The 23,246-nt window shown below is 72.8% G+C and carries 23 protein-coding genes; 12 read left to right on the top strand and 11 right to left on the bottom strand.

Annotated features, from left to right (window positions below; genetic code table 11):
- Positions 1–12 precede the first annotated feature (12 nt).
- The gene (locus ACFY1T_RS09565) at positions 13–345 is read left to right on the top strand and encodes a protease inhibitor I42 family protein (protein WP_390787694.1); all 333 of its coding nucleotides are present in this window, start codon (positions 13–15) and stop codon (positions 343–345) included.
- Here the strand turns inward: ACFY1T_RS09565 and ACFY1T_RS09560 are convergent.
- Positions 311–1,504 (bottom strand): DUF418 domain-containing protein, encoded by a 1,194-nt coding sequence (locus ACFY1T_RS09560; RefSeq protein ID WP_390787693.1) that lies wholly within the window; start codon positions 1,502–1,504, stop codon positions 311–313. The two genes, ACFY1T_RS09565 and ACFY1T_RS09560, sit on opposite strands and share 35 nt — an antisense overlap.
- A 144-nt stretch (positions 1,505–1,648) precedes the next feature.
- Here ACFY1T_RS09560 and ACFY1T_RS09555 point away from each other — a divergent pair, with 144 nt between their 5' ends.
- Entirely contained in the window at positions 1,649–2,314 is a 666-nt protein-coding gene (locus ACFY1T_RS09555) for a GntR family transcriptional regulator (RefSeq protein WP_390787692.1), read from the top strand.
- 32 nt (positions 2,315–2,346) lie between these two features.
- Positions 2,347–3,699 carry a nitrate/nitrite transporter gene (locus tag ACFY1T_RS09550; protein WP_390787898.1) on the top strand — a complete coding sequence of 451 codons (1,353 nt, stop codon included), beginning with the start codon at positions 2,347–2,349 and terminating at the stop codon, positions 3,697–3,699.
- Positions 3,700–3,891: 192 nt separating this feature from the next.
- On the opposite strand, the gene ACFY1T_RS09545 is transcribed toward ACFY1T_RS09550, so the two are convergent.
- Both ACFY1T_RS09545 and ACFY1T_RS09540 read right to left on the bottom strand, forming a co-directional pair.
- The gene (locus ACFY1T_RS09545; protein WP_390787691.1) at positions 3,892–4,917 is read right to left on the bottom strand and encodes a helix-turn-helix domain-containing protein; all 1,026 of its coding nucleotides are present in this window, start codon (positions 4,915–4,917) and stop codon (positions 3,892–3,894) included.
- Positions 4,918–5,110: 193 nt separating this feature from the next.
- Positions 5,111–5,947 carry a maleylpyruvate isomerase family mycothiol-dependent enzyme gene (locus tag ACFY1T_RS09540; RefSeq protein ID WP_390787690.1) on the bottom strand — a complete coding sequence of 279 codons (837 nt, stop codon included), beginning with the start codon at positions 5,945–5,947 and terminating at the stop codon, positions 5,111–5,113.
- Between the two features lie 149 nt (positions 5,948–6,096).
- Here ACFY1T_RS09540 and ACFY1T_RS09535 point away from each other — a divergent pair, with 149 nt between their 5' ends.
- Entirely contained in the window at positions 6,097–6,873 is a 777-nt protein-coding gene (locus tag ACFY1T_RS09535; RefSeq protein WP_390787689.1) for a carbon-nitrogen family hydrolase, read from the top strand.
- Positions 6,874–6,998: 125 nt separating this feature from the next.
- Positions 6,999–7,346 (top strand): hypothetical protein, encoded by a 348-nt coding sequence (locus ACFY1T_RS09530; protein WP_390787688.1) that lies wholly within the window; start codon positions 6,999–7,001, stop codon positions 7,344–7,346.
- Here ACFY1T_RS09530 and ACFY1T_RS09525 read toward each other — a convergent pair.
- Positions 7,282–7,803: an LURP-one-related/scramblase family protein gene (locus ACFY1T_RS09525; RefSeq protein WP_390787687.1), complete on the bottom strand. Its 522-nt coding sequence runs from the start codon at positions 7,801–7,803 to the stop codon at positions 7,282–7,284. The genes ACFY1T_RS09530 and ACFY1T_RS09525 overlap by 65 nt on opposite strands.
- 32 nt (positions 7,804–7,835) lie before the next feature.
- On the opposite strand from ACFY1T_RS09525, the gene ACFY1T_RS09520 reads away from it, so the two are divergent.
- The 3 genes from ACFY1T_RS09520 to ACFY1T_RS09510 are packed head-to-tail and all read left to right on the top strand — an operon-like array spanning position 7,836 to position 11,098.
- Positions 7,836–8,639 carry a hypothetical protein gene (locus tag ACFY1T_RS09520; RefSeq protein WP_390787686.1) on the top strand — a complete coding sequence of 268 codons (804 nt, stop codon included), beginning with the start codon at positions 7,836–7,838 and terminating at the stop codon, positions 8,637–8,639.
- A 40-nt stretch (positions 8,640–8,679) separates the two neighbouring features.
- Positions 8,680–9,213 carry a DUF4240 domain-containing protein gene (locus ACFY1T_RS09515; protein ID WP_390787685.1) on the top strand — a complete coding sequence of 178 codons (534 nt, stop codon included), beginning with the start codon at positions 8,680–8,682 and terminating at the stop codon, positions 9,211–9,213.
- 46 nt (positions 9,214–9,259) lie between these two features.
- Positions 9,260–11,098 (top strand): NHL domain-containing thioredoxin family protein, encoded by a 1,839-nt coding sequence (locus tag ACFY1T_RS09510; protein WP_390787684.1) that lies wholly within the window; start codon positions 9,260–9,262, stop codon positions 11,096–11,098.
- A 12-nt stretch (positions 11,099–11,110) separates the two neighbouring features.
- Here ACFY1T_RS09510 and ACFY1T_RS09505 read toward each other — a convergent pair whose 3' ends face one another.
- From ACFY1T_RS09505 to ACFY1T_RS09490, 4 genes are all read right to left on the bottom strand, one after another.
- Positions 11,111–12,142 carry an SMP-30/gluconolactonase/LRE family protein gene (locus ACFY1T_RS09505; RefSeq protein ID WP_390787683.1) on the bottom strand — a complete coding sequence of 344 codons (1,032 nt, stop codon included), beginning with the start codon at positions 12,140–12,142 and terminating at the stop codon, positions 11,111–11,113.
- A 193-nt stretch (positions 12,143–12,335) separates the two neighbouring features.
- Positions 12,336–13,628: a M18 family aminopeptidase gene (locus ACFY1T_RS09500; RefSeq protein ID WP_384711733.1), complete on the bottom strand. Its 1,293-nt coding sequence runs from the start codon at positions 13,626–13,628 to the stop codon at positions 12,336–12,338.
- A 101-nt stretch (positions 13,629–13,729) separates the two neighbouring features.
- Positions 13,730–14,479, bottom strand: coding sequence for a hypothetical protein (locus tag ACFY1T_RS09495; RefSeq protein WP_390787682.1), 750 nt, complete (start codon positions 14,477–14,479; stop codon positions 13,730–13,732).
- A 95-nt stretch (positions 14,480–14,574) separates the two neighbouring features.
- Positions 14,575–16,404 (bottom strand): acyl-CoA dehydrogenase, encoded by a 1,830-nt coding sequence (locus ACFY1T_RS09490; RefSeq protein WP_390787897.1) that lies wholly within the window; start codon positions 16,402–16,404, stop codon positions 14,575–14,577.
- Between the two features lie 206 nt (positions 16,405–16,610).
- On the opposite strand from ACFY1T_RS09490, the gene ACFY1T_RS09485 reads away from it, so the two are divergent.
- From ACFY1T_RS09485 to ACFY1T_RS09470, 4 genes are all read left to right on the top strand, one after another.
- Positions 16,611–17,069, top strand: coding sequence for an SseB family protein (locus tag ACFY1T_RS09485; RefSeq protein WP_030153025.1), 459 nt, complete (start codon positions 16,611–16,613; stop codon positions 17,067–17,069).
- Between the two features lie 28 nt (positions 17,070–17,097).
- On the top strand, positions 17,098–18,057 hold the full coding sequence (locus ACFY1T_RS09480; RefSeq protein WP_390787681.1) for a DUF5937 family protein: 960 nt from the start codon (positions 17,098–17,100) through the stop codon (positions 18,055–18,057).
- A gap of 105 nt (positions 18,058–18,162) precedes the next feature.
- Positions 18,163–18,540, top strand: a complete 378-nt coding sequence (locus ACFY1T_RS09475) for a hypothetical protein (RefSeq protein ID WP_390787680.1) — start codon at positions 18,163–18,165, stop codon at positions 18,538–18,540.
- A 125-nt stretch (positions 18,541–18,665) separates the two neighbouring features.
- Positions 18,666–19,652, top strand: a complete 987-nt coding sequence (locus tag ACFY1T_RS09470) for a pirin family protein (protein WP_030857541.1) — start codon at positions 18,666–18,668, stop codon at positions 19,650–19,652.
- A gap of 81 nt (positions 19,653–19,733) precedes the next feature.
- On the opposite strand, the gene ACFY1T_RS09465 is transcribed toward ACFY1T_RS09470, so the two are convergent.
- From ACFY1T_RS09465 to ACFY1T_RS09455, 3 genes are read right to left on the bottom strand one after another with little or no spacing between them, the layout of a single operon-like run.
- A complete protein-coding gene (locus ACFY1T_RS09465; RefSeq protein WP_390787679.1) occupies positions 19,734–21,005 on the bottom strand; it encodes an ABC transporter permease in 1,272 nt (423 codons plus the stop codon).
- On the bottom strand, positions 21,002–21,709 hold the full coding sequence (locus ACFY1T_RS09460; RefSeq protein WP_390787678.1) for an ABC transporter ATP-binding protein: 708 nt from the start codon (positions 21,707–21,709) through the stop codon (positions 21,002–21,004). Before ACFY1T_RS09460 ends, ACFY1T_RS09465 begins: the two co-directional genes overlap by 4 nt.
- Positions 21,706–23,205 carry a peptidoglycan-binding protein gene (locus ACFY1T_RS09455; protein ID WP_390787677.1) on the bottom strand — a complete coding sequence of 500 codons (1,500 nt, stop codon included), beginning with the start codon at positions 23,203–23,205 and terminating at the stop codon, positions 21,706–21,708. Before ACFY1T_RS09455 ends, ACFY1T_RS09460 begins: the two co-directional genes overlap by 4 nt.
- Between the last annotated feature and the right edge of the window lie 41 nt (positions 23,206–23,246).

Genomic DNA, 23,246 nt, shown 5'->3' with positions numbered 1-23,246 from the left:
GAGGTCGCGCGGGTGGAGGTACGCAGCATCGCCCTCGGCGCCGGCGAGTCGTACGAACTGCGGCTCACCGGGCGCGGGGCACGGGGCTACGTGTGGACCTGGCAGGTGACGGGGGACGCGGACGCCGTCTCCGTCAGCGACGTGAGCGGGCCGCCGCCCCCCGCGCAGGTCCTGCCCGGAGCCCCGCTGGAGCGGACGTACGTGGTCCGGGGCCGGTGCCCCGGCGGGCGGGCCCGGATCCGCTTCGCGCAGGTCCGGCCGCCTTACCCGCAGGAGGCCCCGTACGACGAGTTCGTCCTGGAAGTGGAGGTCACGGCCGCGGCCGGCGCGGCCCGCGGGGACTGAGCACCCGGTGCTGCACGGCCTCCAGCGGGCCCCGCTCGAAGCGCCGCAGCCAGAGCCGCGAGGCGGCGACCAGGACGAGGCTCACCCCCGCCCACAGGCCCATCACCCACCAGGGCCCGCTCCCGCCGAGCCGGTCGGCGAGCCCCAGCCCGATGCCGTAGCAGAGCAGCATGCAGAGCAGGTTCTGGCCGACGTAGCAGGACAGGGCGGTGCGCCCGACGCAGCCGAGGGCGCCGGCCCCGGGGATCCGGAAGCGGTCCAGGGCGCAGCCGATCAGGCCGATGTACCCGACGGCGATCAGCGGGGCGATGCCGTAGCGCCCCAGGACGAAGAAGTCGTGGCCGCCGAGCGCGGCGGCGGCGCCCAGCGGCAGTCCGGCGCCGAGTCCCCACGCGGCCATCCGGACCCGGATCCGGCGCCCCTCGGCGCTCGCCGCGAAGGCGCCCGCGCGGTGCAGCCGGACGCCGAGGAGGAAGAGGCAGACGAGGAGTCCGAAGGTGAAGACGGGTTCGATGCGCAGGGCGAGGGCGTGGTCGAGCCGGAAGGAGACCTGGTCGAGGTAGCCGCCGTGGGCGTAGAGCCGGGCCGCGGCGGGATCCGGGGTCTTGGGCCCGGAGTCCGCCTTGGCCAGGTCCCCGAGCGTCACGAGGCCGATCAGGGCCAGGTGCAGTCCGCCCGCGGTCCACAGCGCGACCGTCCGCACCTTCTCGGAGCGGGCCAGCAGCCGGGCCACCAGCAGGGCGGTGACGGCGTACCCCATCAGCACGTCCCAGGCGAAGATCAGGACGAAGTGGAGGGTCCCCTCCAGGAAGAGGAACGCGGCCCGCCGCGGATAGCGCCCGGGCCACGGCTCGCCGCGGCGCGCGGCGGAGTCGTACTGGATGGCCAGGCCCACCCCGAACAGGATCGTCAGCAGGGAGAGGAACTTCCCGTCGGCGAGGAAGCGGAAGACCGTCTCGGCGATGTTCGCGGCGGTGGGGTCGGCGAGTGGGTCGGGCGTGTCCAGGCCGCCGTTCAGCACGCCCCACTCGGAGCCGGGCGAGGCGAAGATCCAGACGTTGGTCATGAGCGTGCCGAGGATGGCGGCACCGCGCAGGACGTCGAGGAGGGGCAGCCGGGTCGCGGTCACTCCGGGGGCGGCGAGGGTGGTGTGGGCCATGACCTCAGCGTCCCGGCGCGCGGGACCCGTTGCGTCCTGCGGCCGGACGAGGCTTCGGTACACCCTTCGATGCAGCCGTGCGAGTTGACGTCCACATCTCGGACAGGATGACAGATGTACCCGGCATGTATCTATCCTGTGCGCATGCCGTCAACCGCGTCCCCCGCCCCAGCCGCCGTCCCCGCCGCCGAGCGCGTGTACCGGCACGTCAAGCAGGCCGTGCTGGTCGACCGCCGCTACGAGGGCGGAACCCTCCTGACCGAGGGTGAACTCGCCGACGCCGTGGGGGTGTCCCGTACGCCGGTCCGCGAGGCGCTGCTGCGTCTGGAGACCGAGGGACTGCTGAAGCTGTACCCGAAGAAGGGCGCGCTGGTGCTGCCGGTCTCCGCGCAGGAGATCGCCGATGTCATAGAAACCCGGCTGCTGGTCGAGGAGTTCACCGTGCGCAGGGCGGTGCCGGCGCCGCCGGGCCTGCTGGAGCGGCTCGCCGAACTGCTGGAGGAGCAGCGCCGGTACGCCGCCGAGGGCGACCTCGCGGCGATGATGGCCGCCGACCGGGGCTTCCACGCCGAGATCGTGCGCAGTGCCGGCAACGCGATCCTCTGCCGCCTCTACGACCAGCTCCGCGACCGGCAGCTGCGGATGGGCGTGGCCCTGTTCCACGCACACCCCGAGCGGGTGGAGCGGTCGCTGGCCGAGCACGCGGAGATCCTGGAGGCCCTGCGGGCCGGGGACGCGCAGGCGGCGGCCGCGACCGTACGGGGCCACGTGGGCCGGGTCGAGGCGCTGGTGCGGGGAGCGGGCCGGTGAGCGGGCACGGACCGGTGAGCGGGCAGGTCACGGTGAGCGGGACGGTGACGGGGAACGGCGTCTTCCGGGATCCTCCGGGCGGCCGGAAGGCGGTGGCCGTCTGGTCCATCGGCGTGGCCGTCTACTTCGTCGCGGTGATCTTCCGTACGAGCCTGGGCGTGGCCGGACTGGAGGCGGCGGACCGCTTCCACGTGAACGCCTCCGCGCTCTCGACCTTCTCCATCCTCCAACTCCTGGTGTACGCGGGCATGCAGGTGCCGGTGGGGCTGATGGTGGACCGGCTGGGCACCAAGAAGGTGCTGACGCTGGGCGCTGTCCTGTTCACGGCCGGCCAGATCGGCTTCGCGCTCTCGCCCTCGTACGGGATGGCCCTCGCGGCCCGCGCCCTGCTGGGCTGCGGCGACGCGATGACCTTCATCTCCGTGCTGCGGCTGGGCACCCGGTGGTTCCCGGCCCGGCGCGGCCCGCTGATGGCGCAGCTGGCGGGGCTGGTCGGCATGGCCGGCAACCTGGTCTCCACGCTGGTGCTGGCCCCCGTCCTGCACGGGGTCGGCTGGGTGCAGGCCTTCGCGGGCAGTGCGGCTGCGGGCGTGGTCGTGCTGATCCCGCTGGTCCTCTTCCTGAAGGACCACCCCGAGGGCCACGAACCACCGGCGCGCGCGGGCGGCGGTGGCTTCGTACGCCGCCAGATCCGGGACTCCTGGCAGGAACCCGGTACCCGCCTGGGCCTGTGGGTGCACTTCACGACGCAGTTCCCGGCGATGGTGTTCCTGCTGCTGTGGGGCATGCCGTTCCTGGTCGAGGACCAGGGGCTGGAGCGGACCACCGCGGCGGGGCTGCTGACCCTGGTGGTGGCCTCGAACATGGGCTTCGGCCTCGTCTACGGCCAGCTGATAGGCCGCCGCCAGTCGGCGAGGATCCCGCTGGCCCTGGGCACGGTGGCGCTCACGGCGCTGCTGTGGGCCGCGACGCTGGCCTACCCCGGCCCGCAGGCCCCGATGTGGCTCCTCGTCACCTTGTGCGCCGTCCTGGGCACCTGCGGCCCGGCCTCGATGATCGGCTTCGACTTCGCCCGCCCCGCGAACCCGCCCGACCGCCAGGGCACCGCGTCGGGGCTGACGAACATGGGCGGCTTCCTGGCCTCGATGACGACCCTGCTGGCGGTGGGCCTCCTCCTGGACGCCACCGGCGACAACTACCGGATCGCCTTCTCGTCGGTCTTCGTGGTGGAACTCCTGGGCCTGACCCAGATCCTGCGCCTGCGCCCCCGGGCCCTGGCCCGCGAACGCACCCGGGCCGCGGCCCCGGCCCGGCCCGCGTCCGCCTCCGTACCCTCCGCCGCGCCGGCGGACCCGGCCGACTCCCCGCGTCCGACGCCCGCGTAGCGGCGCACCCGGGCGCACCCGGGCGCACCCGGCGCACCCGGAGCGGCCGGGTGGGCTCGTACGACGGCGCGGCACCCGCGTCCGGCTTCCCGGGCAGGGGCCCGGCGGGACAGACCCCCGTCCAGTCCCGCCGGAGCCACCACCCCGGCGCAGCCGCCGCCACTCGCACGGCGCGGCCGACGAATGCAGACCCTACGGCGGCGAGAGGCCCCCGGATGTGCCGGACGCGCAGGGCTCGTTGATCTTGCGCGCAAGGGCCTCCCGGACCGCGTGGCGGCGGAACTCGGTGGGGCTCGTCCCGTACGCCTCCCGGAACGACCGGCTGAACACCGAGGCGTTGGTGAACCCCCACCGCCCCGCCACGGTGTGGACCGCGCTGTTCAGGAGCCCCGGGTCCGCGAGATCGGCCCGGCACCGCTCCAGCCGGCGCCGCCGGATCCCGGCCGCCACCGCTTCGCCCCGGTCGCGGAACAGCTGCTGGAGATGGCGCAGCGAGATCCCGTGCCGGGCGGCGACGGCGGACGGGGTCAGCTCCGGATCGCCGAGGTTGTGGTTGACGAAGACCTCGATCCGCTCCAGCAGGGCGCGGGTGCGGGCCTCGGGCGAGAGCGCGTCCTGCGCGCCGAGGTGCCCGGCCAGGCAGGCGCCGACCAGGTCGTGGGCGACCGTACCCAGCCGGTTCAGCTCCGCCGGCCCGCAGTCGGCCGCGTGCGCCGCCAGCGACCGCATGTACTGGGCGAGGATCGCCCCCATGCCGTGGCCGCCCGCGATCCGGTGGGCCAGCAGCCGTTCGACCCGGGCGCCGCGCAGCGGCATCGCCTCGCGGGGGAAGGACAGGACGATCGCCCGCACCCGGCCCCCGTCCGCCTCCGGAACGGCGTCCGACTCCATCGGCAGCGAGGTGTCCCAGAGCACCATGTCACCGGTGAACAGACCCGATTCGTTCCGGTTCTGGGCGAGCGACATGGCTCCGGTGGTCACGAGCCCCAGCTGGTACTGCTCGGGATCGCTGCGCCGCACGTGGGCGGCGGTGCGCAGGGAGCGCAGCGAGCTGAACTCGAACGAGGACACCTGCACGCCGCCGAGGTCCAGGACGGACGCCTCGGCCCAGAAGTCCCGGACGCGTTCACTGCGGATCGCCGTGGGTACGAGCTCCTGCGCGATCACGTCGGTGAACCAGTCGAGCCGCTCCGACGCGGGCACCCCGGCAGCCGACATCCTGGACCACATCCCCGAAACCCCCTTCTCCCGATCCGCGTTGGCCGTCCCATGACAGGGACGCGACAATCGCGGGAGTGGTTCTCACCGAGGGCGCCCCGACCGCCCGGCGGCTACGGGGTCACGACGTCACGGCGCCCGGGTGTCAGGGGAGGCAAGGGGGCAATGGTCACGGGGTCAATGGTTCACGGGGTCAGGGCGTCACGGCGAAGTGGGCCAGGATCGCGTCCGCCAGCTCGGCGTCGCCCTCGACCTTCACCCGGTCCGCGACGGAGCCCGCGCCCGCGCGGACCCGCCCCGCCGCGAGGCGTACGTACGTCTCCCAGTCCGTCGTCAGCGTCACGGCCGGGCCCAGCGAGGGCGTCCCGTCCACCGTCCCGCGTCCCTGCGCGTCCACGCGTACCGTCCGCATGAACTCCACCGGCCCGTGCACGTCGATCACGACCGCGGAGTTCGCCGGCGCCCCGGCCAGCTTGGCGACCACCTTCGGCAGCCCGGCCAGCAGGATGTCCCGCGCCACGTACGCCCCCGGCGAATCCCAGTTCCCCGGCACGCCCAGCGCCGCCCGCAGGTCCTGCTCGTGGATCCACACGTCGAACGCCCGCAGCCGCAGAGCGTGCTCCAGGGTCACCTGGTCGCCCAGCGGCCCCCGCACCATGGTGGCCGGATCCCGCTTCTCGTTCCGCAGCTGACGCGAGCGCCGGATGATCGTGTACTCCAGCTCCGAGGTCATCTCCGGTGCGGTGTGGTGGCGCCGGACGTCGACCTGGACCTCCATGTACCGGCTGAACTCGTCGACCACGTGCCGCAGGTCCCTCGCGACGGTGTGGATCGGCCGAGGGTCCCCCAGCTGCTCGCATTCGATGCCGATGATGTGTGACACCACATCACGGACGGACCAGCCGGGGCACGGGGTCGCCCGGTTCCACTCGCCCTCCGCCAGGGGGAGGACCAGCTCGGATATCGCCTCGATGGAGTGGGTCCACGCGTCGGCATAGGGCTGGAGGCTGGGATGCGGCTGGACGGTCAACGGGACCCCTCGCGTGCTGTTCAGTGGCGCGTTTTCTGGAAGCGTGTGGACTGCTTCCAAAACTACGCTGCCGGTGAGCACCCCGGCAGTGCTTTCGTGTGACGATCGTAGGCCCGAGTTGACGGCTTGAATGCCAGGACGGTGGTACTGTGCGCGCCTCGCTGATCCAAATCGCTGTGTCCGACGGGGAGTCGGTCGCCGCACGCAGGGCCCGAGTGGCCGATATCGTTCGGGAGCAGGCCGGCTCGGACCTGGTCGTGCTGCCCGAACTGTGGACGGTGGGCGCCTTCGCCTACGAGCAGTTCGAGACCGAGGCCGAGCCGCTGGACGGTCCGACGTACGAGGCGATGTCGAAGGCGGCGAGCGACGCCGGGGTCTGGCTGCACGCGGGCTCGGTCGTGGAGCGGGCGGGCGACGGCTCCCTCTACAACACGGCCCTCGTCCTGTCCCCGGCCGGCGAGCTGGCCGCCACGTACCGCAAGATCCACCGCTTCGGTTTCGACCAGGGCGAGGCCGTCCTGATGTCGGCCGGGGACTCCCTGACCACCGTCACCCTGCCCGAGCAGGTCCTCGGCATCGCCACCTGCTACGACCTGCGCTTCCCCGAGCTGTTCCGCGGTCTGGTGGACGCCGGGGCCACCACGATGGTGGTGGCCGCGGGCTGGCCGGCCCGGCGCCGGGCCCACTGGACCCTGCTGAACAGGGCGCGGGCCGTCGAGGACCAGTCGTACGTGCTCGCCTGCGGGCTGGCCGGTACGCACGCGGGCGTCGAGCAGGCCGGGCACAGCCTGGTCGTGGACCCCTGGGGCGAGGTCCTGGCCGAGGCGGGCCCCGGCGAGGACGTCCTCACCGTCGACCTGGACCCGGCGAAGGTGGCCGAGACCCGCGAGCAGTTCCCGGCCTTGAAGGACCGCCGCCTGCGCTGACCGGCGTCCCGGCGTCCCGGCGCCCCGGACGGCCCCGGTTGACGCCGGGCTTTGCGGGCACAGGGAGAGCAGGCGGAGCCGGCACCGGTTCCGCGACGAGGTGACGACGAGGAGGCGGGTGCGCCGTGACGGGTGACGCAGAGGACGTGCTGGAGGCTGCCCTGGAGCCGCACGAGCCCACCGCCGCGGAGATCGATGCCCGCCGGCGCGTCCGGGAACGGGCCACCGGCATGACCCACCACAAGGCGCATGCCGCCCTTGAGGCCGTCCTCGCCGCGGCCGGCGACCTGGAGTCCGCGGACGACGTCGTCCGCGCCGGGGCCGCCGAGTGGCAGCGCATCACCGACCACCTGCTGGACCACGGCGGCCCGTACGCGCCGGACACCGACGCCTACGTCCAGGGGCAGCTCACGGCCCGCCATCACCACCGGGACCGGCCCCGTCCTCCCGCTCCTTCTCGGCCAGCCGGATGACGCACACGGCGACCGCGATCAGCAGCGCCGCGTCCGCGTCCTCCCGGATCACGTCCACGGCGTACGTCTCGCGGATCCGGTACCACTGGCGCGAGACCAGCGCGAGGAGCTCCCCCTCGTACTCGATCTTGAACTCCCGCTCCAGGAGCCGCCCGCTCACGTCCAGTTCGGTGCCCTCGACCAGCGTCACGAGGTAGTGGCCCCGCAGCAGGGAGAGCCGCTTGCGGCGGATCACGGCGAGCCGGCGCTCGTCGCGCTCCAGCGTCATCGCGTCGCGCAGGCTGAACAGCTTCTCCCGCAGCGTGATCAGGATGTGCCCGTCCGGGTCCTTCAGCTCCAGGGTGTCCCGGATGCGCAGCGCCTTGCCGTCGACGAGGAAGGCGTGCCTCCCGTCCTCGTCCTCGATCCAGTAGTCGTCCCCGACGGCCAGCATTTTGTCCCGAACCAGGTATTTCATGCCGGGATCGATGCCCGCGATAGGTTGCCGCCATGCCTCTGCTCTATGTGACCGACCTGGCGTACCCGGCACGCGGCCGCCGCTACTGCGACGAGGACATCCTCCTCACCTCCCGGCTGCGCGAGCACTTCCCGCTCGCCCTGTGCCATCCGCTGGACGCGGCGGGGATGATGGCGGACTTCGACGCGGTGATCGTCCGCAACAGCGGGCCGGTCCTGCACTACCAGGAGGCGTACGACGCCTTCCGCGCGGCCGCCCTCGCCGCCGGCACCCGCGTCTACAACCCGCTCACGGGCCGCGGCGACATGGCGGGCAAGCAGTACCTCCTCGACCTCACGGCCGCCGGCCACCCCGTCATCCCCACGATCGACGACCCCGCCGAGCTCGGGCTGCTGCCCGCGGTGCCCTCGTACGCGGTGAAGCCCAAGCAGGGCGCGGACTCCATAGGCCTGACCTTCACCCCGCACCCGGAGGGCCCGGCGGGGGTGAACCTGATCCAGCCGCGCATCGACTTCGCGTACGAGGTCTCCTTCTACTTCGTCGACGACGCCTTCCAGTACGCCCTGTACGCCCCGGACCCGGACCGCCGCTGGGAGCTGGAGCCGTACGAGGCCACGGCGGCCGACCTGGACTTCGCCCGCTCCTTCATCGCGTGGAACACGCTGTCGCACGGCATCCAGCGGGTGGACGCCTGCCGCGCCCCCTCCGGCGAGCTCCTGCTCGTCGAGCTGGAGGACCTGAACCCGTACCTTTCCCTGGACCTCGTGTCTCCGGAGACGCAGGAGGCGTTCATCACCGCTCTGACGCAATCCCTCCACTCCTTCCTCACGGTCTGACGACGCGTCCGATGTCAGAGGGGAATGCCACGCTTTCCCCATGGACAAGCAAACGTTCTGGAAGCTGATCGACACGGCCCGTACGGAGTCCGGGCCCGACCAGGTGGCGGCGCGTGCCTCGGAGTTGCTGGCGCGCCGCCCCGGACCCGAGATAGCCGCCGCCCAGCAGGTGCTGTGGGACCTGCTGGCGGAGTCCTACCGCAGCCCGCTCTGGGCCGCGGCGTACGTGATCAACGGCGGCTGCTCGGACGACGGCTTCGACTACTTCCGCGGCTGGCTCCTGACCCAGGGCGAGGAGGCCTTCTCCCTGGCGCTGGCCGACCCCGACTCCCTCGCGGACCACCCCGCGGTCCGCGAGGCGGCGGCGGAGGGTCTGGAGCTCTGGGACGAGGAGGCCCTCTCGATCGCCTGGACGGCGTACGAGTCGGCCACGGGCCGAGAGCTCCCGGCGGAGTGCTTCACGATCAGCTACCCGGCGCTGGACCCGTCCTGGGACTTCGACTTCGACGACACGGCGCAGACCGCCACCCGCCTGCCGCGCCTGAGCGCCCTCTTCGACCAGACGGGGCGGTGACGGCACCCGTGAGGGGGTGTCCCCGCGCGGATGGCAAGCTTGAAGCATGAACGATGCCGCCCCGGCGCACACCACCGCGCCCCGCCGTGCCCGTCTCCGCGCTCCCGAGCTGGTCGGGAAGGGGGGCTGGCTGAACACGGGCGGGAAGGATCTGTGTCTCGCCGAGCTGCGCGGCCGGATCGTGATCCTCGATTTCTGGACCTTCTGCTGCATCAACTGCCTGCACGTCCTGGACGAGCTGCGCGAGCTGGAGGAGAAGCACCGCGACACCGTCGTGATCATCGGCGTCCACTCGCCGAAATTCGTGCACGAGGCGGAGCACGCGGCCGTCGTCGACGCCGTCGAGCGGTACGAGGTGCACCACCCCGTCCTCGACGACCCCGAGCTGGCCACCTGGAAGCAGTACGCCGTACGCGCCTGGCCGACGCTCGTCGTCATCGACCCCGAGGGGTACATCGTCGCCCAGCACGCCGGCGAGGGGCATGCGCACGCCATCGCCCGGCTCGTGGAGGAGCTCGAAGCCGAGCACGAGGCCAAGGGCACGCTGCGCCGCGGGGACGGGCCGTACGTGGCGCCCGAGCCGGTGGCCACCGACCTCCGCTTCCCCGGCAAGGCGCTGCTGCTGCCGAGCGGGAACCTCCTCGTGTCGGACTCGACGCGGCACCAGCTCGTGGAGCTGGGCCCCGACGGCGAGAGCGTCGTGCGCCGCGTCGGGAGCGGCGAGCGCGGCTTCGGACCGGACGCTTTCAGCGAACCCCAGGGCCTGGCCCTGCTCCCCGACGGTTCGGTCGTCGTCGCCGACACCGTCAACCACGCGCTGCGCCGCTTCGACCCCGCGACGGGCGCCGTCGAGACCGTCGCCGGGACCGGCCGCCAGTGGTGGCAGGGCTCCCCGACCTCCGGCCCGGCCCTGGAGGTGGACCTGTCCTCGCCGTGGGACGTCGCCTGGTGGCGGGGCAGGGTGTGGATCGCCATGGCGGGCGTGCACCAGCTGTGGACCTGGGACCCGGAGACCGGGACGGTCGCCGTCTGCGCCGGCACGACCAGCGAGGGCCTGCACGACGGGCCCGCCCTGGAAGCCTGGCTCGCCCAGCCCTCCGGGCTCGCGGCCGCCGGGGACCGGCTGTGGATCGCAGACTCCGAGAACAGCGCCCTGCGGTACGTGGAGCCCGAGGGCGAGGGCGGCGAGGGGTACGCCGTACGGACCGCCGTCGGGACCGGCCTGTTCGACTTCGGCCACCGGGACGGCGACGCCGCCCAGGCCCTGCTCCAGCACCCGCTCGGGGTGACCGCGCTGCCCGACGGCTCGGTCGCGGTGTGCGACACGTACAACCACGCCCTGCGCCGCTTCGACCCGGCGACCGGCCAGGTCTCCACGCTCGCCACCGACCTGCGGGAGCCCAGCGACGCGGTGCTCGTCGGCGAGGACATCGTGGTCGTCGAGTCGGCCCGGCACCGGCTGACCCGGCTGCGCCTCCCGGAGGAGGCCGTACGGGTCGACGCGGTCGCGCACCGCACGCAGCGGGCCGCCACCGAGGTCGCTCCGGGCACGCTCCGGCTCGACGTGGTCTTCCAGGCGCCGACCGGCCAGAAGCTCGACACCCGCTACGGGCCGTCGACGCGGCTGCTGGTGTCCTCGACCCCGCCGGAGCTGCTGGTGGGCGGCGAGGGGACCGGGACGGACCTGTTCCGGGAGCTGGCCCTGAACCCGGAGGTCACCGAGGGCGTGCTGCACGTCTCGGCGATGGCGGCCTCGTGCGACGACGACCCGGCGAACGAGTACCCGGCCTGCCACGTGCACCAGCAGGACTGGGGCGTGCCGGTGACCGTCACGCCCGACGGCGCCACCCGGCTCCCGCTCGTGCTCGCCGGGATGGACGCCTAGGCCGGACGGTCGTCACGGGGAAGGGCGTGGTGCGGCCTTGGCGCGCTTCCCCGCGTCGGCGACGAGCAGGTTCGGGTCGATGCCGTCGAGGAAGGCGCCGCTGGTGACGTAGACCCTGCGGTGGCGGACCGCCACGGAGGTCGGTCCGGACAGCCCGTCCTTCCCGGTCAGCACGACGGTGTGGGTGCCGTCGGGCCGGATCAGGGCGAGGCCGCTCGCGGTGGTGTTCAGCGCGGCGAGCACCGTCTCGCCGTGCCCGGCGAACGCGAAGTCGTCGATCCCCGTCAGCCCGGTGGCGTGCGTCGTGGTCTTTCCCGCGGACCCGTCCTCGCCGACCGGGATCCGCAGCAGCGTGGCCCGGTCGTAGTTCGACACCCAGACCGCGTGGCCCCGTACCTTGATGCCGTTCGCGCCGATGAAGGCGGTCGGCTCCAGCGCCGCGCCGGTGGCCCAGGCCGTCACCTCGGGCTCCTCGTCCAGGGAGACGCGCCAGACGGTGCCGAGGACGGAGTCCGCGGCGTAGATCAGGCCGAGGTGCTCGTCGAGGGCGAGGCCGTTCACGAAGCCCTTCGGGGACATGTCGACGAGCTTGGTGACCTCGCGGTCGGGGGTGATCCGGTAGATGCCGGTCTCGGCCGTTCCCGTGTTGTAGCCGACGTAGAGGGTCCCGTCGTGGGTGCGGACGATCCCGCTCACGACGGCGACGCCGAGCAGGGGCGTCCGCGGGTCCGCGACGTCGGGCAGGGTCGCGAGGACCTGCTTCCCGCCGTGCCGGTCCACCCGGACCACCTGGCGGGCGATGGCCAGGGTCAGATCGGCGGAGCCGTCCGGTTCCAGCGCGATGTTCTCCGGCGTCTGGCCGGCATCGAAGTCGAAGTGCGCGATGATCCGCGGGTCCGTGAGGGGGAGCGGGGCGTCGGAGGACTTCGGCGGCTTCGGAGCAGCGGCCGCGGGGGCGGCCAGGAGCAGGGCGAGGGCGATGCCCACGGCGCCCGCGATGCGCATCGGGGGGAAGAGGCGGAACAGGCGGAACAGGCGGAGCACGGGACTCTCCTCGTCGGCCGGGAAGGACGGAGCCCCAGCACAACATGACGGAGTGTCACCATACGTTCATCGCACCGCGTCGCCGCCCGAGATCGACCCGCCCGGCCGAAGCCCGCGCCGCCCGGCGCGAGCACGGCCCGGCCGAGACCCGCGCCGCACGCCGTGATCCGGCGGGCGGCGCGGCCGTGCGGCGTCAGCCCTCCAGGAACGCCACCAGCGCGTTCGCGAGCAGGTACGGGTCGTCCGCACCGCACAGCTCGCGGGCGCTGTGCATCGACAGGATCGCGATGCCGATGTCCACCGTCTGGATCCCGTGCCGGGCGGCCGTGATCGGGCCGATCGTCGTCCCGCACGGCATCGAGTTGTTGGAGACGAACGTCTGCCACGGCACGCCGGCCCGCTCGCAGGCCGCCGCGAACACCGCGCGTCCGGTGCCGTCCGTCGCGTACCGCTGGTTGACGTTGACCTTCAGGATCGGGCCGCCGTTGGCGCGCGGGTGGTGCGAGGGGTCGTGCCGCTCCGCGTAGTTGGGGTGCACGGCGTGACCGGTGTCCGAGGACAGGCAGATGGTGCCCGCGAAGGCCCGTGCGCGGTCCTCGTACGTGCCCCCACGTGCGAAGACGGAACGTTCCAGCACGTTCCCCAGCAGCGGCCCGTCCGCGCCCGTGTCCGACTGCGAGCCGTTCTCCTCGTGGTCGAACGCGGCCAGCACCGGGATGTGGTCCAGCTTGTCGGCGGTCGAGGCGGCCGCCAGTGCCGCGACGCCGGCGTGCACCGAGACCAGGTTGTCCATGCGCGGGCCGGCCACGAGCTCGCGGTCGCGCCCCAGGTACGACGGCGGCTCGATCGAGTGGACCATCAGGTCCCAGCCCGCCACCGAGCCCTGCGGCAGGCCCTCTTCCTCCTCCAGGAAGGCGATGAGGTCGCCCTCGTGCGCCTCGCCCAGGCCCCAGATCGGCTGCATGTGGCGCTGCTTGTCGAGCTTGAGCCCTTCGCTGTTGACCGACCGGTCCAGGTGCACGGCCAGCTGCGGGACGCGCAGCAGAGCGCGGTCCACGTTCACCAGCCGCTCGCTGCCGTCGCGCAGGGTCAGCCGGCCCGCCAGGCCCAGGTCCCGGTCCAGCCAGGTGTTGAGCAGGGTGCCGCCGTAGATCTCGACCGCGATCTGCCGCCAGCCCTGTGAGCCCGTGTCAGGGAGCGGCTTGACGCGCAGGTTGGGGGAGTCGGTGTGCGCGCCGACGATCCGGAACGGCATGTGCGCGGTCGCGCCCTCCGGGACGAACCAGGCGATGAGCGCGCCGCCGCGCAGGACGAACCGGCCTCCGCTGCCCGAGTCCCAGGCGTCCGTTTCCGACAACTGCCTGAAGCCTGCCTTCTCCAGCCGCTCGGCCGCATTGGCCACGGCGTGGTACGGCGACGGACTGGCCGTCAAAAAGGTCATCAGATCGTCGGTGTGGCCGCGGTCGAAGCGGGCGGGAGAGCTCATGTGGTTCACCTTAACGACGGTCGTGTTCGCCATGGTCGGACTGCGGCGGATAGCCGAAACGCCGGGACCGCGGGCCGTGTGGTCCACTTCCCGGCGGCTTGTCAGCCCGGCGGGCGCTCGAATCTGCGCTGCAGCTGCCTGCGCTCGCCCCGGCGGATGCGCGGGAGCATCTCCGGGGTCGTCGCGGAGCGCTGCGCGCGTCTCTTGCGTCCGGCGCAGAAGATACAGGCCTCACCGGGCGGCGCGTCCGGGTCGATGGGCGCGCCGGGGTGCTCGGAGCAGCCGGAGGCGTTGCGGGGCCTGGACAGCTCGCGGGCCACGATGAATGCGCGATGGAGATCGTCCGCTATCCGGACGAACTCCTCGGCGGGGGAGGAAAAGCCCAGGTGGAAGCGGCGGTCCTCGACCGTGCGGAGGTGGTCGCGCAGGGACTGCAGCGTGTACGGAGGCTCCGGTACGGGATAGCCCAGCCGGCGCTGCTCCCCCGCGGGCGGGGCGGCGGCCGCGGGGCGGGCCCCGCGCCCTCCCGGGGAGCGCAGTCCGAGCCGGCGCCGGTCGTTGCAGATCAGGCAGCGGCCCCAGCCGTCGGGCGCCTCGGGGTCCAGGGCCCCGTTGGGGTGCTCGGAGCAGCCGGTGTAGCTCTTGGCGGGTGCGAGCCCGGCCGCGGTCTGGAAGGCGGTGTAGAGGGCATCGGCGACGGCCTCGTACTCGGCGGGGTGGGCGCCGTCGTACAGCTCCCGCAGATGGTCGCCCAGGCTGCCCAGGGCGGCCTGCAGCTCCTTGAGGGCGTACGGCCGCCCGGTCGGGACGGAGTACCCCCTGCTGTGGTTGTGCTGCTCTGCCGGACTCATGTCTACGAGCGTGCCACGAACCACCGACAACCTGTGAATGCCGCCGGCCGGGCCCCCCTGGGAGGGCCCGGCCGGCGGGTGGGTGACCGTGGAGGCTAGAACGCGGCCTCGTCGAGCTCCATCAGGGAGTTGTCGACGGCCTCGGCCAGCGCGCGGGCGACCGAGACGTTCGGCAGCACCTGCGAGGCGAAGAACTTCGCCGCCGCGATCTTGCCGGTGTAGAAGGCGACGTCCTTCGCGGGGGCGCCGGCGGCCAGCTTCTCGGCGGCCACGGCCGCGCCCTTGAGCAGCAGGTAGCCGACGACGACGTCACCGGACGCCATCAGTAGGCGGGTGGTGTTCTGGCCGACCTTGTAGATGTTCTTGACGTCCTCGCCGGTGGCGGTGAGGTCGACGATCATCTGGCCGACGATGCCCTCGAGGTCCACGGCGGCCTTGGCGAGCGCGTCGCGGGCACCGGCCAGCTCCTCGCCGCCGACGGCCTCGGCCAGGAACTTCTTGATCGTCTCGGAGAGGACGTTCAGCGAGGCGCCCTGGTCGCGGACGATCTTCCGGAAGAAGAAGTCCTGGCCCTGGATCGCCGTGGTGCCCTCGTACAGGGTGTCGATCTTGGCGTCGCGGATGTACTGCTCGATCGGGTATTCCTGCAGGTAACCGGAACCGCCGAAGGTCTGCAGCGACTGCGCGAGCTGCTCGTAGGAGCGCTCCGAGCCGTAGCCCTTCACGATCGGCAGGAGCAGGTCGTTCAGGCCGATCTCGGCGGAGGCGTCCTCGCCCGCGGCCTGCTTCAGCTGGATCGCGTCCTGGACGGAGGCGGTGTACAGCACCAGGGCTCGCATGCCCTCGGCGTACGCCTTCTGCGTCATCAGCGAGCGGCGCACGTCCGGGTGGTGCGTGATGGTGACCTTGGGGGCCGTCTTGTCCATGAAGTTGGCCAGGTCCGGACCCTGCACGCGCTCCTTGGCGTACTCCAGGGCGTTCAGGTAGCCGGTCGAGAGCGTCGCGATGGCCTTCGTGCCGACCATCATGCGGGCGAACTCGATGATCATGAACATCTGGCGGATGCCGTCGTGCTTGTCACCGATCAGCCAGCCCTTGGCGGGGTGCTGGTCGCCGAAGGTCATCTCGCACGTGTTGGAGGCCTTGAGGCCCATCTTGTGCTCGACGTTCGTCGCGTAGACGCCGTTGCGCTCGCCCAGCTCGCCGGTCTCCCAGTCGAAGTGGAACTTCGGGACGAGGAAGAGGGACAGGCCCTTGGTGCCCGGGCCGTGGCCCTCGGGGCGCGCGAGGACGTAGTGGAGGATGTTCTCCTCCATGTCGTGCTCACCGGAGGTGATGAAGCGCTTCACGCCCTCGATGTGCCAGGAGCCGTCCTCCTGCAGGACGGCCTTGGTGCGGCCGGCGCCCACGTCCGAGCCGGCGTCCGGCTCGGTAAGGACCATGGTGGAGCCCCAGCGCTTCTCGACGGCTATCTGCGCGACCTTCTTCTGCGCCTCGTTGCCCTCTTCGAAGAGGATGCCGGCGAACGCCGGGCCGGAGGAGTACATCCAGATGGCCGGGTTCGAGCCGAGCAGCAGCTCCGCGTAGGCCCAGATGAGGGAGCGGGGCGAGGTGGTGCCGCCGATCTCCTCGGGCAGGCCGAGCCGCCAGTACTCGGAGTCCATGAAGGCTTCGTAGCTCTTCTTGAAGGAAGCCGGGACCGGCGCGGTGTTGGTGGCCGGGTCGAAGACCGGCGGGTTGCGGTCGGCGTCCGCGAAGGAGTCGGCCAGCTCGTTCTCGGCGAGGCGGGCGATCTCGGACAGGACGCTCTTGGCGGTCTCGGTGTCCATCTCACCGAACGGTCCGGTGCCGTACAGCTTGTCGCGGCCGAGCACCTCGAAGAGGTTGAACTCGATGTCGCGGAGATTCGACTTGTAGTGCCCCATGGCGACGGCTCCGTTAAGGCTCGGGAAGACAGGTTCCTCGTACATACCAATCGGTAACGTTCATGATGCTACCCACGGGTAATAAGACGCAACCCCTGACGTGGCGACTGTGACCAGGGTCAAGCGGCGCACCCGCCGGCCACGGGCCGCAACCCTGGCGGGAATGCGCGTCCACGGGGTCCGGGGCGCTCGGTAGGCTTCGCCCTATGTACGGCTACGACCAGAACGTGAGCGCAGGGCAGCAGTACGCCGCCCCGCAGCAGATGGCCGGCGGGTACGGCGAGCAGCCGCTGTACCCCGAGCCCTCGCCGCCGTCGCTCGCCGACGCGGTGCGGGCCTTCACGACCGGGTCGCTGTCCGCCGAGGACTTCCAGCAGATCTTCGCCACGTCGAAGGTCTACTGCCCGCGCGGTGAGACCCCGGGCTTCCTGGCGCTGCACAACACGCAGCAGCCGGTGATCCCCATGTTCACCACGCTCAAGGAGCTCCGCCGGTATGCCGGCAAGGAGTCCAAGTACTTCGTGATCACGGGTGCCGAGGTGATCGACCTGCTGCCGACCGGCTACGGCTTCGTCCTCGACATGGAGGGCGACCACCGCATGGTCTTCGACGCGAAGGCCGTGGAGCAGATGGTCGACTACGCGATGCGGCGCATGTACGGCTGACCGGGGCCGTGGCCGGGGGGGGGCGAACGTGCTGCGCGTGCATTTCACGGCGGAGGACCTGCTCAACGTCACGTTCGCGAGCGAGCCCCTGCCACTGGTGGAGCTGTCGATGGCGCTGATCGCCTGGCAGCGCGTGGACGAGCAGGCGGTTTTCGGCCGCTGGCGCAGCCGCGTCAGCCGGGAGTTACCGGACCGGGCGCGCCCGCTTCTCGATCTGCTGCGGCCGGACGGCGACAATCCGCAATTCGTCGAGCCTGCCGTGCGGAGCCTGGAGGAGGGACTCGACGCCGTACGGAACGCGGGTCCGCTGCTGACCGCCGAGCAGCTGCGCCGTACCGTCGCCCGCGCCCCCGGCCCGGCGTCCTGGCTGCGTGCGCTCTGGGGTCAGGACCGTGAGGCGTGGGACCTGCTGGACCGTGCGATCCGCTGCGCGCACGAGGCGGTCGTGGCCCCGCAGTGGCCGCGGATCCGGCAGTCCTTCAGGGCGGACGTCGCCTGGCGCACCCGGCTGCTGGCCGCCCACGGCATCAGGGCGTGCCTGGCGAGCGTCCATCCGGCGGCGGCCTGGTCGGACACCGTCTTCGAGGTGGACCTCGAGCCGGACTACGAGGTCCGGCTCGGCGGCGGCGGCCTGACGCTGATGCCCTCGGCGTTCTGGACGGGGCGCCCGCTGCTGGCCGGCCTGCCGGACGGCTCGCACGTCCTGCACTACCCGGCGATGACCCCGCTGCCCCTGGTCGAGCCGGGCCGGGCGGAGGGCGCGCTGGACGCGCTGCTGGGCCGGACCCGGGCGGCCGTGCTGCACCTGCTGATCGAGCGGCGGACCACGAGCGAACTGGCCCGGGACCTGGACATCAGCCTGCCGTCGGTGTCGGAGCACACGCGCACGCTGCGCGCGGCGGGGCTCATCACGACGGAGAGGGACGGCAAGGCCGTCCTCCACTCGGCCACCGGACTCGGTGTGGACCTGCTGCGCAGCGGCAGCTGACCGCGGATCCTTTCGGGCACGCCCGAAAGGATCGCGGCGGGCGGCGGGGGCGTCGAACATCGGTGCCGCGGGGGAATCCCGCTCCTACCGACAGGGGAGACTGCCATGTCCGTCACGTCCTTACGCACGAAGCTCGCCGCGCTGGCGGCCACCGGGGTCATGGCGCTGGGTACGGGGGTCCTGGCGGCATCACCTGCGACGGCCTCGGACCAGGTGTTCTACGGCTGCGCGTCCGGCGACGCCTGCATCTGGGGGGCGGGTGCGCCGCTCGAAACCGGCCCGACCAACGCCTACCGGCAGGCGCGGACCTACAACCTGAGCAACCAGAACAACTACCACTACGTGAAGAACAACCAGACCGGCGGCTGGAAGTTCAAGCTGTGCACCGGGTGGAACGGCACGGGGACCTGCTACACCATGAGCCAGGACGAGCTCTGGTGGGTGGACCTGACGCCCATCAACTCGGTCGTCGTCACGCCGTAACCGCATGTGTGCAGGTGAGAGGCGGTGGGCCCCGGGGGGAATTCCCTCGGGGCCCCTTCTGTTCTGTGGGGTGTGGCAGGAAGTTCGAGTTTCAACTAAACTCGACGCAGAAGGAGGTTCCGACCATGCCTGCAGTGACTGTGGAGAACCCGTTGACGCTCCCCCGCGTCGCGGAGCCCGCTCAGGAGACCGCCGCCCGCAAGGTGCTGGCCGTCACGACCGCCCCGGGTGGGTTCGAGGGCGAGGGGTTCCCGGTGCGCCGCGCGTTCGCCGGGATCAACTACCAGTACCTCGACCCGTTCATCATGATGGACCAGATGGGCGAGGTGGAGTACGCGCCGGGCGAGCCGAAGGGCACCCCCTGGCACCCCCACCGCGGCTTCGAGACCGTCACGTACCTGATCGACGGAACCTTCGTCCACCAGGACAGCAACGGCGGCGGCGGAGTCATCAACGGCGGTGACACCCAGTGGATGACCGCCGGCTCCGGCCTCCTGCACATCGAGGCCCCGCCGGAGTCCCTCGTCGTGTCCGGCGGCCTCTTCCACGGCCTCCAGCTGTGGGTGAACCTCCCCGCCTCCGACAAGATGATGCCCCCGCGCTACCAGGACATCGGCGGCGGTCAGGTCCAGCTCCTGTCCACCCCCGACGGCGGCGCCCTGCTCCGCGTGATCGCCGGTGAACTGGACGGCCACGCCGGCCCCGGCATCACGCACACCCCGATCACGATGATCCACGCGACCGTCACCCCGGGCGCGCAGATCACCCTCCCGTGGCGCGAGGACTTCAACGCCCTCGCGTACGTCATGGCCGGCCGCGGCAGCGTCGGCACCGACCGGCGGCCGGTCCACACCGGGCAGACGGCGGTCTTCGGCGAGGGCGGCTCGATCACGGTGCGGGCGGACGAGTCCCAGGACGCGAACACCCCGGACCTGGAGGTCGTGCTCCTGGGCGGTCGGCCCATCCGGGAGCCGATGGCGCACTACGGGCCGTTCGTCATGAACAGCCGGCAGGAGCTCCAGCAGGCCTTCGACGACTTCCAGGCGGGCCGGCTGGGAACCATCCCCACCACCGCCCGGGAGCGCACGAAGTCGGCGGACCAGCACTCCTGACCGCACCCGGCGCCGCCGCCGGGTGGCCGCCGGGACCCGTCTCGCGGATCGGGCGGGCCGGCCTGGTCGGCAAGACACCGCCTAGCGGCGCAGGGCCTCCGCCGGTTGCGTACGGGAGGCCCGCCACGCCGGGTACAGGCCGGCCAGGACCCCGGTGACCAGTCCGATCAGCGGCGCCACGGCGACGGTGAGCGGCGACATCACCGGGGTCCAGTCGCGCAGCGCCGCCACCCCGACCACCGTCAGGGTGCCGAGCGTGGTGCCCACCAGCCCGCCCACCGCGCCCTGCGCGGCGGACTCGGCCAGGAACTGGGCGGTGATGTGCCGCCCCCGCGCGCCCAGGGCCCGGCGCAGCCCGATCTCCCCGGTCCGCTCCAGCACCGCGACGAGCGTGGTGTTGGCGATCCCGACCGCTCCGATGACCAGGCAGATCGCCGCCAGCAGCAGGAACAGCTGGTCCAGGTCCGAAGTCACCCCCGCCCGCAGCGTCTTCGGGTCCGGCGGCGGCGCGGGCGTCAGCCAGTCGGGATGGTCCGGGCGCAGGGCGAGCGGAAGCTCCGCGGCCACCTGCCGGGCCGCCCCCAGCTCGGTCACCACCAGCATCCGGGCCCGCTGGGCGTTCTCCGGCGGCCCCCACAGCCTTTCGGCGGTGCCCCGGGGCACGATCACCGACAGCAGCAGGTCCGGCTTGCGGTCCGCGCCGCTCGCGATGCCGATCACGGTGAACGGGTGCTCGCCGATGAACACCGCCGGGCGGCTCTCCAGCGTCGTGATCCCGAGCCGCGCCGCCATCGCCGACCCCACCACCGCGACCTGCTCGGCGCGCCCGTCGTGGAAGGCGTCGTACGCCCGGCCCGAGCCAAGCGCCAGCCCGGCGGCGCGCAGCATTCCCGGGGAGGCCGCGACGACCGGGATCCGCTCGCCGGCCGCCCCCGCGACCGGGGCGGACCGTACGGTGGTGCCGCCCAGCGGCACCGGCCAGAACACCCCTGCCGCGCGTACCCCGTTGAGGGCGCCCGCCCGGGCGTCCGCGTCGCGGGGGAAGGCGAGGGGCACCTGCTGCGCGAGCCGGGGGTCGGCGCCGCCCGCGGTGTCCTGGACGCCGACCTCGGTGGCCGTCAGCGCGTTGAAGCGGCCGTCGATCTGCGAGGAGGCGGTGGCCGTCAGGCCCAGGATCGCCACGAACGTGCCCACTCCGAGGACCGTGCCGAGGCCGGTGAGCGCCGAGCGGGCGGGCCGCTGGAGCATCCCGGCCAGGGCCTCGGAGAGCAGGTCGCGCGGGGACAGCCGGGAGGGCGCGATCCCGGCGTCGGCGCTCCGCCGCCGCCCGATGCTCCTGAAGGGGTTCCTCATGCGGGGACGACCTCGCTCAGGACCCCGTCGCGGATGGACACCGTCCGACGGCCCCGGGCCGCCACGTGCGGGTCGTGCGTGATGACCAGCAGGGTCAGCCCGTCGGCGTGCAGCTCGTCCAGCAGGGCCAGTACGGCTGCGGCGGTGGCGGTGTCCAGGTTCCCCGTGGGTTCGTCGCACAGCAGCAGCGAGGGCTCGGCGACCAGCGCGCGGGCGATGGCCACGCGCTGGCGCTCACCGCCCGACATCCGCGTCGGGAGGTGGCCCGTGCGGTGCCCGAGACCGACCCGCTCCAGCGCCGTACGGGCCCGCCCGGCGCGCTCCGCGCGCGGGATGCCGTTGTAGACCATGGCGAGGCGGACGTTCTCCAGGGCGCTGCGGTGCGGCAGGAGGTGGAAGGACTGGAAGACGAAGCCGATGCGCCGGCCGCGCAGGGCGGTCCGGCCGCGGTCGCGCAGGGCGCCGGTGTCGATGCCGTCGAGGAGGTACCGGCCGGCCGTCGGGGCGTCGATGAGTCCGGCGACGTTCAGGAAGGTCGACTTCCCGGAGCCGGAGGGGCCGACCACGGTGACGTACTCGCCGCGCTCCACGGTCAGTTCGCAGGGCCGCAGCGCCGGGACGGGCGGCGGTCCGGGGTAGGTGAGCCCGACGCCCTCGAAGCGGACGACCGGGGGGTGCGCCGGAGCGGGTGCCGGGCCGGTCACGGCTTCGCCTGCGCGACCAGGACCCGGTCGCCGTCGGCGAGCGATCCGCCGCCCACCGGCTCGACCTGGACCATTCCGTCGGCGGACATCCCCGCCCGGACCTCCACCCGGCGCCGCGCGTCCGCGGCGCCGGGGTCCTTGCCCAGCACCGTGACGGTGGTCCGGCCGTCGGCGCCCGCCGAGACGGCGGAGAGCGGCACGACCAGCACCGGGTCTCCCGAGGAGGCGGCGGTCACGGTGAGCCGGACCCCCTGTCCCGAGAGCCGGGCGTCGAGCGCCTGGTCGGGGGTGACGGTGAGCGCGTACCCGCCGGGGTCCTGCGCGGCGTTCTCCCCCGCACCGGAACCCGCTCCCGCACCGGAGCCGCCGGAGCCCGTGCCGCCGCCCGGCGCGGCTCCGCCCGCGGCCGAGGTCGGGGCCGTGGCGACCGAGGCGACCGTGCCGGTGGCGGTCAGCCCGGTGGCCTCGGACAGCACCTGCACCTTCATCCCGGTCTTGACCAGGTCTTTCTGGTGCGCCGGGAGCGAGGCCCGGATCATCGGCGCGCCCGCCGACAGCGTGAGCAGCCCGTCCGGGACGGCCTCCCCGACCGCCGCCTTCACCGCGTCCACGCGGGCGGGGAAGCCCTTGACGAAGACGAGCTCGTCCGCCGGGACCATGGGGCCGGCCGCCGCCCGGGCCGCTTCCAGGCGCGCGGTGGACTTGGCCAGGTCCTGCTGGGCGAAGGTGAGTTGCTGCTGGGCCTCGGTGGTGTCCGTCCCGCCGCCCGCCTTGGCCTTGGCGAGGGCGCTCTTGGCGGTGGTGACCCCCCGCTGCGCGATGTCGGCGGCGTCCTCCGCCGCCCGGAGCTTCTCGGCGTCGCCGGGGTCGGCGGGCCGAGGCGTGTAGCCGAGCGCCGCGTAGAGCGCGGCGACCGCGGTCTTGGTCCCCGCGCCGTACGTGCCCGCCGGATCCTTGCCGGTGGGGTGGCCCAGTGCCTTGAGTCCCTCCTGGAGCTGCCCGACGTCCTTGCCGGTGGCCCCGGGCTTGAGGTCCCGGTACACGGGCAGGGCGCCGGCCAGGGCGAACACCGGCCGCCCCGACACCTCGACCGGTACGTCGCCGGCCTGCACGGCGGCCCCGGGCTGTTTGTTGATCCGGGTGACCACGGGTTTCCCGCCCGTTCCGGCGGCCGCGGCGGCTCCGGCCCCCGGGGACACCGTGAGGGACTGCTCGGCGGCGACCGTGCCCCGTACGACCACCGAGGAGGTCAGCACACGCCGTTCGACGCGGTCGGCCAGGACGGAGGCGGGCGGCGGCGCGGCATCGGCCGCGACCTGGGCCGGGGAGCGGATGGTGGCGGCGAGGACCACCCCGGCTCCGGTGAGGGCGACGGCGCCCGCGACGACCCGGATCAGGATCCGTCGCCGCCGGCCGAGTGAGGCCCGTACGTCGTCGGGCTCCGGTTCGTCGGCGTCGTCCGACTTCCCGGGGGCGGCGGCCTCTTGATGTTTCACGTGAAACCCACTTCTCCGTTCGACGGCTGCCGTCGGCAGGT

This window comes from Streptomyces sp. NPDC001194 (assembly GCF_042896985.1).
In the GTDB taxonomy this organism is placed as follows: Bacteria; Actinomycetota; Actinomycetes; order Streptomycetales; family Streptomycetaceae; genus Streptomyces.
This window is presented reverse-complemented; position numbering and strand designations above follow the sequence as displayed.